Raw genomic sequence first — 13,211 nt, 5'->3', positions numbered from 1 at the left:
GATGTGTGACCGGTGGTTCCGATGAGGACGGGCATCCGCTGGTTGCTGCGGATCGTATTGCTGCTCGTATTTTTGGCGGCCTGCGGAACCTTCATTCCCCGGCCGCTGATTGCCCCGGTCGAGGCGTCGTCTGTGGCGGCGACGCATCGGATTCTCCTGCTGTCGGGAGCGATCCATACCGATATTGCCATTCCGCTCGACGAAAAGACGCGCGCCACCTTCTCCTTCCTCGACAATCCCGATTTTCCACTCGGCCATCCGAATGCGGAATGGCTCATCGTCGGCTGGGGCGGCCGTGCCTTCTATCTGGAGACTCCGACCTGGGCGGAGCTGAAGCCGCTGCCGGTGCTGCGGGCGCTGACGATCGATCGTTCGGTGCTGCACGTGGACCTTGCCGGTCACATCACCGAGCCGCAGCCCGCCGTTGCGGCATTCGATGTCAGTGACGATCAATTGGCGCGGCTAATCAATTTTATCTCGGACAGCTTCGTTCGCGACGCGGGCGAGATCGCGCCGATTCCGAATGCGGGTTACGGGGAGATCGACCGGTTCTTCGAGGCCAAGGGATACTTCAACGCTCTCGTCGGCTGCAACACCTGGACTGCCGCAGCACTCCGGTCGGCGGGGCTTCGGACCGGCCTATGGAATCCGCTTCCACAATCATTGCGGTTATCTCTTTCTGTCTACAATTGAAGCATTCGCCGAGCGGTCCGTTCGTAAACGAAATTGTGAACAACACTCTCCGTCCGGTTGTAAAAATCACTGAGAAACCCTGTGTTTTCCCCAGGTAAACCATTCTGGAACAGCTCCCTCGTGAAGGCCGAAAAAGACATTTTACGTCAATGACATAGATGACACCCTGTCCTGTCCGATTCAGGGATTGGACGTTTGCAGCCACTGCTAGAAAAAATCTGCCGACGGAATCGTCCAAAACCGGTCGAATTTTAACGAGTCGATTAAGACACCCGCAGCAATTGGGCTCTTATCAATGCCTTGCAACGCCGGGCAGGAAGGTTGATTCTCATGAGTAACTGGATGTCGCTGCAGGCCGAATTCGGCAATTTTCAACATCGCAGGAACGTCTATCTCTTCGCTCTGAAGATGAGCTTTCTTGCCGTCATTCTCTCCGGCGTCATCATATCGCTGACGATACCGCCGCTCGGCTTTTTCGGGCTGCTGCCGGTGACGCTCTCGCATGCGATCGGCTTCGGCGCCATTTTTTCCTGGCTCGTTGGTGGGACGGTTTCCGGCATGCTGTCGCTGGCTGCCGGTTTTGCCCTGCATGAGCTGACGCTGTCGCGGGCGGAGTTCGAAAAGCTCAGCCGCACGGACACACTTTCTGGCCTGCTGAACCGGCGTGCCTTCACAGAGGCGCTCGAGAATACCGAGGGCAACGCCTCGCTCGTCATTTTCGATGTCGACCGCTTCAAGGCGATCAACGATCGCTTCGGCCATGCCTGCGGCGATGCCGTCATCACCGCCGTCTCGGCCATGCTCACATCCGCCTTCGATGAGATGTCCGTCGTCGCACGGCTGGGTGGGGAGGAGTTCGGCGTCATCGTCTCCGGCGAGCCGCTGGAGGCGCGGATGGAGCGCATCGAGGGTGTCCGGGCCCGGATCGCCAGCGGCGCGATCGCGGCCGAGGGCCACGATATTCGCATCACCGTTTCCGGCGGTGTTGCCGATCTCGGCACCGGGTGCAACAAGCAGGCGGTTTATGCTTCGGCAGACCGAGCGCTCTATCTCGCCAAGGCGCTCGGGCGCAATCGCGTCGTCCACGAGCGGGAAGGTTTGCATCACGCCTGGCACGGGCTCGTCGACAACAGCCTCGATGCCAAGGGCCGGGGAGCCGAGAGCGACAACGTGATGCAGGCTTACGGAATATAAAATCCCCGTTGCGAGCAAAAGGCCATTGGTGCTTGCGTCGGGAGAGGCTATTTTGCGTGGTCGCCTCAGCAAAACGGACATATCATGCAGCGCGTTACCTCCTATCTTCCCGCCGGAACCCCTTCCTCCCATCCGACCGCCCAGGTCAAGCTGCCGCACGATCTGCGCCATCTGCGCCGCAAGCTGCTGCATCTGGAAAATGGCGAGATGGTCATGCTCGATCTCAAGGACCCGGTGCTTTTCGCCAATGGCGACCTGCTGGTGCGCGACGATGGCGAGTTGATCGAGATCCTCGCGGCCGATGAGAAACTCTTCGAGGTTCGCGGCCGCGACCGCACCCATCTGGTCGAGCTTGCCTGGCATCTCGGCAACCGTCATCTCGCCGCGCAGATCGAGGAGGACCGCATCGTCATCCTGCGCGACCACGTCATCCGCACCATGCTGCAGGGGCTCGGCGCCACCGTCCTCGATATCGACGAGCCCTTCCAGCCGGCGCGCGGAGCCTACCATTCCCATGGCGGGCATTCGCACGATCACGGCCATGCGGCTCATGACCACGGGCATGACCACAAACATGATCATGGCCACGACCATGTGCATGGACCGGGATGTGATCATGACCACGGTCGCGATCATGATCATGATCACGGACATCATGATCATAAGCACGACTGAGAGCCGATGACCGGGGACTCTGAGCTGAAGGCATTGCTGCGCCTGACGGCATGGCTCTCGCCGGCCTTTCCGATCGGCGGCTTTGCCTATTCGGGTGGGCTGGAGCGGGCCGTGGCCGACGGACTCGTCACCGATGCGGCCTCGCTTGCGGCCTGGATCGGCACGCTGATCGACCATGGGTCGGTCTGGAACGATGCGGTGCTTCTGGCCGAAAGCCACAGGGGCCAAGCAGAACCCGCGCGCCTTGCCGACGTCGCCGCACTCGCCGAGGCGCTTGCTGGATCGCGTGAGCGCCATCAGGAAACGATGCTGCTCGGAGACGCCTTCCTGGCGGCGGCGCGGGCCTGGCCGAACGAGGTGTTCGAAAGGCTGCCCCGCAAGGCCGCTTATCCCATTGCGGTCGGGGCAGTTGCGGGCGCGCATGGCATAGGGCCTGAGAAGGTGCTTGCGGTTTTTCTGCACGCCTATGCCTCGCAGGCGGTGTCATCAGGCATCCGTCTCGGAGTCGCCGGGCAGAAGGATGGCGTTGCAGTGCTTGCTGGCCTCGAAGAGCGTATCGCGGAGGTCGCCCGGCGCGCGGCGGCCTCGACGCTCGATGATCTGGGCTCGGCGACGGTGCAGGCCGATATTGCCAGCCTGCGCCACGAGACGCAGGCGACGCGGCTGTTCCGCTCGTGATCGTCCGGAATTGCGTAAAAATAAAAGCTTAGAGTGGTCAGCTGAACCGCTCTAAGTCATTTGACGGTGGCGCGCGCCGGCGGCGTCGCTATCATCGGGCTTCGATTGGAGTAAAACAGATGAAATCAAGAAACGGACCTCTGCGCGTCGGCATCGGCGGGCCGGTCGGCTCGGGCAAGACGGCGCTGACGGAAAAGCTCTGCAAGGCGATGCGTGACGACTATTCCGTCGCCGTCGTCACCAACGATATCTACACGACCGAAGATGCCGAAGCGTTGGTGCGCATGCAGGCACTGCCTTCGGACCGCATCGTCGGCGTCGAGACGGGCGGTTGCCCGCACACCGCCATTCGCGAGGATGCGACCATCAACCTTCAGGCGATCGCCGGTCTCAACCAGCGGATCCCCGATCTCGACGTCGTCTTCATCGAATCCGGCGGCGACAATCTGGCGGCGACCTTTTCGCCCGATCTTGCCGATATCACCATCTATGTCATTTCCGTCTGCCAGGGCGAGGAAATCCCACGCAAGGGCGGGCCCGGCATCACCCGCTCGGATCTGCTGGTCATCAACAAGAAGGATCTGGCACCTTATGTCGGCGCCGATCTCGAGGTGATGGACCGGGATGCGGCGCGCATGCGCGCGACGCGTCCCTTCGTTTTCTCCGACATGAAGCGCGGCGACGGTATCAACGCGATCGTCAGCTTCCTCAGGGAGCAGGGTGGGCTCTGAGCGGTCAAGGAGGTGGGCGCCGACGGCAAGGAGAAATCCGTCCCGTCTGCCGCATCCATCAAGGCAAAGCGAAACGGGCCGGGAGATCGCTCCCGGCCCGCTTTGATTTCCTGAGCCTTTGCTCACTCGGCCGCGAAGGGCGGCAGGCGAAGCACGTTGGTGTCGTTGGCCTTCTTGCGTTTGTCTTCCGGCTTTTCGATCGCGGTCAGACGCTCGTCCAGCGAGTCGATATCGCTGCGGTTCTCGCGGGTGACGCGGGTGAGATCCTCGCGCGACAGCGGTAACTCTTCCTGATCCTTCCTGCCGACCAAGCGGCCGAAGGCCCAGCCGAGCAGGCGGGACAGATCATCCATGATCAGGAAGAAGGAAGGCACGACGACGAGCGAGAGCACCGTCGAGACGATGATGCCGCCGATCACCGCGATCGCCATCGGCGCGCGGAACGAGCCGCCTTCGCCGACACCGAGCGCGGAAGGTAGCATGCCCGCCGACATGGCGATCGAGGTCATGATGATCGGCCGGGCGCGCTTGCGGCCGGCTTCGACCATGGCCTCGACGCGGGCCATGCCCTGGTGGCGCATCTCAATCGCGAAATCGACGAGCAGGATGGCGTTCTTGGTGACGATGCCCATCAGCATCAGAATGCCGATCATGACAGGCATGGACAGCGGATTGCTGGTAAGGATCAGAGCCGCCGCGACACCGCCGATGGCAAGCGGCAGCGAGAACAGGATGGTGAAGGGCTGGATCACGTCCTTGAAGAGCAGGATCAGCACCGTCAACACCAGCAGGAGGCCCATCAACATGGCGTTGACGAAGCTCTGCTGCATCTCGGTCTGCACCTTGGTGTCGCCGCTTTCGGCAAGATGCACCGTGGCCGGGATGTTGGCCTCCTTGACGATCTCGCGGAAGCGGGCCGAGGCCGTATCGAGCGCCACGCCCTGCGGCAGGTCGGAGCCGATCGAGACGACGCGGTAACGGTTGTTGCGCTTGATCGAGCTTACGCCTTCCGAATAGTCGATATTGGCAACGCTCGCGAGCGGAACGGTGCCGCCGCTGGCAGTCTGGATCTTTAGTGCCCGGAGGGCAGCAAGATCGCGGCGCATGTCGAGTGCCGCCTGGACTCGGATCGGGATCTGGCGATCGTCGAGCGAGATCTTGGCAAGGGCGGCATCGACATCGCCGATGGTAGCGACGCGGATCGTTTCTGAGATCTGCTGCGGCGTGATGCCGAGGCGGGCAGCTTCGTCCTTGCGCGGGTAGACCTGCAGTTCCGGACGGGGCAGGGCGCCGTCTGCGCTGACATTGGCGAGCAGCGGATCGGCGCGGAGCTTCGATTCCAGAATGCCGACCGCGTCGTTCAGGTCCTTCTCGTTCTTGGAGAGGAAGTTGAAGGAGAGTCCACGTTCGCCGCGGTCGTTGAGCTTGAGGATGTGGACGTCGGGAATATCGCGTAGCCTGGCGTAGACTTCCGTTTCGATGTCCCATTGCGGGCGTTCGCGGCCGTGGACTTCCACCTTCGGCAGCTTCGGCCCGATGACCGGGATAGCGCCGAAGACGTCGTTGACCACCTTCTTGATCAACGACTGGTCGAGCTTGTGAAGTGCCAGCGTGATGGTCGCGCGGCGCAGCTCGAGATCGCCCTTCGGCGATGCGCCACCGAGGACGAAGACGCTTTCGACGCCATTGATGTCCTTCACCCTGTCATAGATTGCATCGGTCGTCTTTTCGGTGTCGTCGAGCCGCGCATTGGGCGGCAGTTCGACGGAGAGAACGATGCGCGAAGCGTCTTCCGTCGGCAGAAAGCTGCCGGGCACGAACATGAACAGCGCCACGACCGAACCAACCGTGAAGAGGAGGGCTACGATCAGCGTCGTATAACGCCAATACCACTTGCGGGTCGTGCCTGTGACAAGGCGCGTATAGCCCTTCATTAGAAGGCCGTCATTGTCGTGATGGTCGTCGACGCCGTCTTCGGCGCGCATGAGATAGGCGGCCATCATCGGGGTGATGAGGCGCGCGACCATCAGCGAGAAGAAGACCGAAAAGGCAACCGTCAGGCCGAACTGGATAAAGTACTGGCCCGGAATGCCCGGCATGAAGGAAACCGGCACGAAGACGGCGATAATCGTGAAGGTGGTGGCGATGACGGCAAGGCCGATTTCATCCGCCGCCTCGATCGCCGCCCGGTACGGTGTTTTGCCCATCTTGATGTGGCGGGCGATGTTTTCGATTTCGACGATCGCATCGTCGACGAGGATGCCTGTTGCGAGCGTCAAAGCGAGGAAGCTGACGAGGTTCAGCGAGAAGCCCATCATGTCCATGATCCAGAAGGTCGGGATCGCCGACAGCGGAAGGGCAATGGCCGAAATCAGCGTCGCGCGCCAGTTCCTCAGGAACAGGAAGACGACGATGACGGCGAGCAGCGCCCCTTCGAGCAGCGTATGGATGGCGGCTTCATAGTTGCCGTAGGTGAAATAAACCGAATCGTCGATCAGCTCGATCTTCACGTTCGGGTTTTCGGCCCGCACCTTGTCGAGGCTCTGCGCCACGGTTTCGGCGACGCTGACTTCGCTGGCGCCCTTCGAGCGGAAGACGCCGAAGGTGACAACCGGCGTGGCGTTGAAGCGCGAGAAGGATTTCGGCTCTTCATAGGTGTCCTTGATGACACCGAGATCGGACAGTTTGACGAAGCGGCCGTTCGGCAGCGCGATCGTCGTGTCGGCGAGCTCGGCGACATTGCGGGCATCGCCGAGAACTCGGATCGCCTGCTCGCTGCCGGCCACCTGGCCGCGGCCGGAGCCGAGGTCGATGTTGGTGCCGCGCAGCTGCTGGTTCACGCTTGCGGCGGTGATGCCATAGGCATCGAGCTTGCCGGGGGTCAGTTCGATACGCACTTCGCGCTCGGCGCCGCCGTAACGGTCGACGCGGCCGATGCCGGCCTGGCCCTGCAGTGCACGCTTGACGGTATCGTCGACGAACCAGGAGAGTTCTTCCAGCGACATAGCCGGCGAGGAAACGGCGAAGGTCTGGATTGCCTGACCCTCGACATCGACCTTGGTGACGATTGGCGCTTCGGCCGTCGCCGGCAGATCGCTGCGAATGCGATCGATCGCGTCCTTGACGTCCTGCACGGCCTGTTCCGTCGGCACTTCCATCCGGAACATGACGTTGGTCTGCGAGCTGCCGTCGGTTACCGTCGACGAGATTTCGTCGATGCCGGTGATGGAGGCGATCGCGTCTTCGATCTCCTTGGTCACCTGCATTTCGAGTTCGGCCGGGGAAGCGCCGCTCTGCGTCACGCTGATCGAAACGAGCGGCACGTCGATGTTCGGGAAGCGCGTGATCGGCAGCTTATTGAAGGACTGTATGCCGATGAATATCAGCAGGCAGAAGGCCAGGAGCGGCGCGATCGGATTTCGAATGGACCAGGCTGAAAAATTCATCGGATGGTCTCTTTAGTTGGAAGCCGGGGGCTGTTCACGCACCGGCGTAATGTGGTCGCCGTCGCGGACATAGGCACCCGCCTTGGCCACGACCTCGTCGCCGCTCTTCAATCCATTCACGATCTCGACATAGGCGCCGTCCTGGATGCCGGTCTCGATCTTGGCGAATTTCACCACGCCGTCCTCGACCTTGCGGGCGGAGGAGCCTTCGTTGCCGGTCAGCACGGCGGTCAGGGGAAGCGATACGCCCTCGGTCTCCCGGACGATGATCTCGGCGCTGCCATACATGCCGGAACGCGCCTTGCTGTCATCGTCGATGGAAATATGGACGAGACCGAGGCGGGTGGTCGGATCGACGGTCGGAGACACCAGGCGTACGGCGCCGGAGAGCTTCTCGCGGCTGCCGGAAAGGGAAATCGTCGCCTTCTGGCCGGCCATCACTCTGACGATATCGCTTTCGGCGACTTCGGCGACAAGCTCGATATCGCCGTCGCGGATGAGGGTGAACAGCGGATCGCCGTTGCCGGCGGCAATGGCGCCGACCTTGGCGTTCTTGGCCGAGATCGTGCCGGCGACCGGCGTCTTCACATCGGTGCGGGCGAGCTTCAGATCGGCATCGGCGATCTGGCTGTCGAAGACCTTGAGATCGGCTTCGGCGACCTCGATCGCCTGTTCGGCAGAGACGACGCGGGCATTGGCGGCGGCGGCGTTTGCATCGGCCTGCTCGACCTGGGCGGTGGAAACCGTGCCTTTCTTGCCCATTTCCTGGGAGCGGGCCTGTTGCTGCCTGGCCTGTTCGGCATTGGCCTGGGCTTCGATGAGCTGGGCGCGCAGCTGAGCGAGGCTTGCCTCACCCTTGGCCTTCGTCGCCATCATCTGGCTCTTCTCCAGCACCAGCGCGTCGTCGTTGAGCGTCGCCAGCGTGCTTTCCGCCTGGACCTTATCGCCGATATCGGCTTTCAGCGTGCGGATGGAGAGGCCTTCGACCTGCGGCTGAATATAGACTTCCTCGACGGGCTTGACCGTTCCCGTGCCGATGACACGATCGACGAGCGTCCGGTTCGTCGCCTTGGTGACGACAATCGCCGGCAGGTTCTGCTGCGGTTTTTCGACCGGCTTTTCCTGCGAAAATGCAGTTGATGCAGCAAGGGCCGCTGCAAAAAGGGTAGCGGCGCCTAGAATTCCAATCGGCTTGCGTGCCATGCGTCTTCGTCCAATCTTATGATAAGGTTGGCCGAACTCGCGCGTCTGCCACTCAGCGCGCGATCAGGCCACTGCCCTTCCTGCATTCTCAGAGGTATCCGCCGATCCTTTGCCGTCTTCATCCCTCGTCGGCAAATTCGGTTTGTAGGTGGTATCGATTTGCTCGATCTACAAGTCCGGCAGAAAACAATTCCCCATGAGGCGATATTAATGACCATTCCGACGTCAATCAATCACCGCAAGGTTATGTCAACATTACGAAGATTGATCGCGCTTCTACCCCATGACGTTTGACGCCGGATAAATGCGACAGTTGCAAGGCGTTTTTCCACCTTGCGCGGAAAAAACAAAACGCGCGGAAAATCTTCCGCGCGTTTGCCTTCGCAATATTGCCGGAACTACTTGGAAGCGGCGTCGGTAATGTCGTGCGTCCAGGCGCCCGCGGGCTCCTTGCTGATGATCTTCTGGTCGAGCAACGCCTTTGCCGTGCGGGCATAGAGCGCCTCGTCGAGCTTGCCGGAGCCGTCGCCGACCAGCTTGGCGACTTCGCCCATCATGCGCTTCTGATGGTTCTCGTCCTGGCCGCCATTGTCCATGACGATCTCGGCGGCTTCGTCGGGATTCTCAGTGGCATATTTCCAGCCCTTCATAGAGGCGCGGACGAACTTGACCATTTTCTCCTTGAAGGCCGGGTCCTTCAGCTTGTCCTCCATCGCATAGAGGCCGTCTTCCAGAAGGTCGTTGCCCATCTCGGTGTAGTTGAAGACCGTCAGTTCCTCCGGCTTGAAGCCGGCATCGATCGCCTGCCAGTATTCGTTATAGGTCATGACGGAGATGCAGTCGGCCTGCTTCTGGACGAGCGGCTGCACGTCGAAGCTCTGCTTCAGCACGGTGACGCCGTTCGCGCCGCCTTCCGTGGACAGGCCGAGCTTGTTCATCCAGGCGAAGAAGGGATATTCGTTGCCGAAGAACCAGACGCCGAGCGTGTGGCCCTTGAAGTCGGCTTCGGTCTTGACCGGGCCGTCCTTGCGGCAGATCATTTCCAGGCCGGACTTCTGGTAGGGCTGGGCGATGTTGACAAGCGGAACGCCCTTTTCGCGGGCAACCAGCGCGCCGCCCATCCAGTCGACGATGACATCGGCGCCACCGCCTGCGATCACCTGCTCGGGGGCGATATCGGGACCACCGGGCTTGATGTCGACGTCGAGGCCTTCTTCCTTGTAGAAGCCCTTGTCCTTGGCGACGTAGTAGCCGCCGAACTGGCCCTGGGTGACCCATTTCAACTGCAGCACCACCTTGTCGGCGGCCATCGCATGGGCTGCTGCAAGCGACATTGCGCTTGCCATCATTGCAACCATCAACTTTCTCATTTTCTTATCCTTACCCTCTGAAGTTATGCCCGGGCTCATTTTCGAACCCCGTGCGCGCCTAGCCACCACGGATAGACGGATGCCAGAACGTCACCGCCCGTTCGGTCAGGGCGATGATGCCATAAAAGATCGAGCCGGCCAGCGCCGCGACGGCGATTTCCGCCCAGACCATGTCGACATTCATGCGGCCGATCTCGGTGGAGATGCGGAAGCCCATGCCGACGATCGGCGTTCCGAAGAATTCGGCAACGATGGCACCAATCAGCGCCAGCGTCGAGTTGATCTTCAGTGCGTTGAAAATGAAGGGCATGGCTGCCGGCAGCTTGAGCTTCAGCAGCGTTTGCCAGTCGCTCGAGGCATAGGTTCGCATCAGGTCGCGCTCCATGCTGCCGGAGGCTGCCAGCCCAGCGACGGTGTTCACCAGCATCGGGAAGAAGGTCATGATGATGACGACGGCGGCTTTCGACGGCCAGTCGAAGCCGAACCACATGACCATAACAGGGGCGACGCCGATGATCGGCAGGGCCGACACCATGTTGCCGATCGGCAGCAGGCCGCGGCGCAGGAAGGTGATGCGATCAGCCAGCACTGCCACAGCGAAGCCGCTGAGGCAGCCGACGATATAACCGATCAGCACCGCCTTGAAGATCGTCTGCCTGACGTCAGCACCGAGGATCGGCAGGGAGGCCATGATGCGTATGCCGATGGCGCTCGGCGGCGGCAGGATGATGAACGGGATGCCGGCGCCGCGCGTGACCGCTTCCCAGAGGATGAGGATCCAGGCGCCGAAGATTGCCGGGATCAGCAACTGGAGTGTCGATTTGCCGAAGGTGGTGACGGGCTGCAGTTTCGACAGCTCGGTAACGCATCGCCAAGCCAGCAACCAGCAGGAAAAGAGCAGCAGGAAGAAGGCCCGCGTCGCCATGCCCTCATTGCCGGAAAGAGCGGAAAGCAGCATCCAGGCAGCACCATGCGCGCCGATGAACAGCACGGTGGCGCGGTAGGACGGCGGCTGCGGCGCAAAAGACAGCAGGGCGGCCGCGATGACGATGATGAAGACGAGGCTTGTCGTGCCGTCGGTGAGCGGCCGCGCCGCGCCCTCGGCCAGAAGCGGCAGAGTGATCAGCGCCGCGAAGCAGAGGAGGAGGGCGGTCACGCCCTGCCAGGAGAAGGTCAGATGTCTCATGCCGGCCTCCCGCCCATGGCGCGGTCGACGATCTTTGCGGCAATGCCGACGATCGCAACCAGGAAGCCCGCCAACAGCGATCCGGCGACCAGAGCTGCCCAGATATCGATGGTCTGGCTGTAATAGGAGCCGGCGAGCAGCTTCGAGCCGATTCCGGCGACAGCCCCGGTCGGCAGCTCGCCGACGATGGCGCCGACGAGGCTGGCGGCGATCGCGACCTTCATCGAGGTGAAGAGGAAAGGGATCGAGGCGGGAACACGCAGCTTCCAGAACGTCTGCGTCGGGCTGGCATAATAGGTGCGCATCAGGTCGAGATGCATGATCTCAGGCGACCGCAGCCCCTTCACCATGCCGACGGCGACCGGAAAGAAGGAGAGGTAGGTGGAGATCAGCGCCTTGGAGACGAGGCGGGAGGCGTCGGAATCGAGGTTCAGCAGATGGGCAATCGCATTGTCGCCGGTCAGCACATTGTAGGAGATGATGACGATCATCGGCGCAATCGCAAGGATCGGTATGGTCTGGCTCGCCACCAGCCAGGGCATCAGCGAGCGGTCCATGGCGCGGTTATGCACGATCAGCACCGCTAGAAGGATGCCGAGCAGCATGCCGAAGCCGAAACCCAGCAGGGTGGAGGAGAGCGTCACCCAGCTATGATAGACTAGGCTGCGATTGCTCGAAAGACTGCGCAGGACGGTGTTTTCATAGACGTTCTGCGCCACCTGATGCGGCGCCGGCAGGATCGGCTTCGGCTGGGCGAGCGTCTTGCCGATAAATTCGAAGGTGGTCGGGGTGACGCCGGCACGGCCGTCCATGTCGCGCTGGAACGGCGCGTTCATGAGCACGGCGGCGACATACCAGATGGCTATGAGAGCGAGCAGGATGGTGGTGACGGGGATGATCTTGTTCTTGAGGGTGTCTGACTTCATGGGATTTGCTCCCATGTGGTGTTGAGTGCGGCGACACCCCCCTCTGCCCTGCCGGGCATCTCCCCCACAAGGGGGGAGATTGGCAAGAGGATAGCGCGTCGGTCCCCACTGCTCCCGCGCCGGATCAGGGGCCTTTCGTTGTTTGGGGAAGCCGTTTCGGCATGTCGATCTCCCCCCTTGTGGGGGAGATGCCCGGCAGGGCAGAGGGGGGTAACCCTCGAACTCAACGCCCTATACCTCATGGCTATGCCCCGTCCTCAGCCCTTCGCGAACGCGATGGGCGATTTCCAGGAATTCGGGGGTGTCGCGGATGTCGAGCGGGCGGTCGGCCGGCAGGGTCGAGTCGATCACGTCGGTCACCCGGCCCGGGCGCGGTGACATCACCACGATCTTGGTCGAGAGATAGACCGCCTCGGGGATGGAATGGGTGACGAAGCAGATCGTCTTGTTGGTGCGGGTCCAGAGTTTCAGCAGCTCTTCGTTCAGATGGTCGCGGACGATCTCGTCGAGCGCGCCGAAGGGCTCGTCCATCAGCAGCAGGTCGGCATCGAAGGCGAGTGCGCGGGCGATCGATGCGCGCTGCTGCATACCGCCCGAAAGCTGCCAGGGGAATTTCTTTTCGAAGCCGGAAAGGCTGACGAGGTCGAGCGCCTCGGCGATGCGCCTCGCCCGGTCGGCGCCGCCATAACCCATGATCTCCAGCGGCAGGGCGATGTTGCTTTCGATGGTGCGCCAGGGATAGAGCGCCGGCGCCTGGAAGACATAGCCGTAGGCGCGGGCCTTGCGGGCCTCCTCCGGCGTCATGCCGTTGATCGAGATCTCGCCCGAGGTGCTCTTCTCGAGATCGGCGATGACCCGCAGGAAGGTTGTCTTGCCGCAGCCCGACGGGCCGATGAAAGAGACGAAATCGCCCTTGCGGACATCGAGATTGACATCGCTCAGTGCGCGCACCGGGCCGTCATTCGCCTGGTAGGTGAGACAGAGATCCTTGGCGGATACGACGGAGGGTGTTTGCATCAATGCGACCAGTCTTGTTTTCGCCGCGGGAACGCGGTTTGCGTGCTATCATTACCGCCGGTTTTATCGACGATACACTTCATGGAGGATGA

At 61.8% G+C, this 13,211-nt stretch carries 11 protein-coding genes; 5 read left to right on the top strand and 6 right to left on the bottom strand.

The window, feature by feature from the left end; genetic code table 11:
- Positions 1-21 precede the first annotated feature (21 nt).
- From CO667_RS26795 to ureG, 5 genes are all read left to right on the top strand, one after another.
- A complete protein-coding gene (locus tag CO667_RS26795) occupies positions 22-693 on the top strand; it encodes a TIGR02117 family protein (protein ID WP_097621309.1) in 672 nt (223 codons plus the stop codon).
- A gap of 330 nt (positions 694-1,023) precedes the next feature.
- Entirely contained in the window at positions 1,024-1,887 is an 864-nt protein-coding gene (locus tag CO667_RS26790; protein ID WP_097621308.1) for a GGDEF domain-containing protein, read from the top strand.
- 84 nt (positions 1,888-1,971) lie between these two features.
- A complete protein-coding gene (gene ureE / locus CO667_RS26785; RefSeq protein ID WP_097621307.1) occupies positions 1,972-2,562 on the top strand; it encodes an urease accessory protein UreE in 591 nt (196 codons plus the stop codon).
- A gap of 6 nt (positions 2,563-2,568) precedes the next feature.
- Entirely contained in the window at positions 2,569-3,240 is a 672-nt protein-coding gene (locus CO667_RS26780) for an urease accessory protein UreF (RefSeq protein WP_097621306.1), read from the top strand.
- A 119-nt stretch (positions 3,241-3,359) separates the two neighbouring features.
- Positions 3,360-3,971, top strand: coding sequence for an urease accessory protein UreG (ureG, locus tag CO667_RS26775; protein ID WP_097621305.1), 612 nt, complete (start codon positions 3,360-3,362; stop codon positions 3,969-3,971).
- 122 nt (positions 3,972-4,093) lie between these two features.
- On the opposite strand, the gene CO667_RS26770 is transcribed toward ureG, so the two are convergent.
- The 6 genes from CO667_RS26770 to CO667_RS26740 form a co-directional block, all read right to left on the bottom strand.
- Positions 4,094-7,417, bottom strand: coding sequence for an efflux RND transporter permease subunit (locus CO667_RS26770; RefSeq protein ID WP_097621304.1), 3,324 nt, complete (start codon positions 7,415-7,417; stop codon positions 4,094-4,096).
- A 12-nt stretch (positions 7,418-7,429) separates the two neighbouring features.
- Positions 7,430-8,620 (bottom strand): efflux RND transporter periplasmic adaptor subunit, encoded by a 1,191-nt coding sequence (locus CO667_RS26765; protein ID WP_097621303.1) that lies wholly within the window; start codon positions 8,618-8,620, stop codon positions 7,430-7,432.
- A gap of 398 nt (positions 8,621-9,018) precedes the next feature.
- Positions 9,019-9,990 (bottom strand): ABC transporter substrate-binding protein, encoded by a 972-nt coding sequence (locus CO667_RS26760; protein WP_097621302.1) that lies wholly within the window; start codon positions 9,988-9,990, stop codon positions 9,019-9,021.
- Between the two features lie 58 nt (positions 9,991-10,048).
- Positions 10,049-11,176, bottom strand: a complete 1,128-nt coding sequence (locus CO667_RS26755; protein ID WP_097621301.1) for an ABC transporter permease — start codon at positions 11,174-11,176, stop codon at positions 10,049-10,051.
- On the bottom strand, positions 11,173-12,102 hold the full coding sequence (locus CO667_RS26750; RefSeq protein WP_097621300.1) for an ABC transporter permease: 930 nt from the start codon (positions 12,100-12,102) through the stop codon (positions 11,173-11,175). The genes CO667_RS26755 and CO667_RS26750 overlap by 4 nt, the downstream gene beginning before the upstream one ends.
- 231 nt (positions 12,103-12,333) lie before the next feature.
- Entirely contained in the window at positions 12,334-13,119 is a 786-nt protein-coding gene (locus CO667_RS26740; protein WP_097621298.1) for an ABC transporter ATP-binding protein, read from the bottom strand.
- Between the last annotated feature and the right edge of the window lie 92 nt (positions 13,120-13,211).

It is taken from the genome of Rhizobium sp. L43 (genome assembly GCF_002531725.1).
GTDB lineage: Bacteria > Pseudomonadota > Alphaproteobacteria > Rhizobiales > Rhizobiaceae > Rhizobium.
Note: the sequence above shows the minus strand (reverse complement) of the source record. Positions and strands in the feature narration are given on the sequence as shown.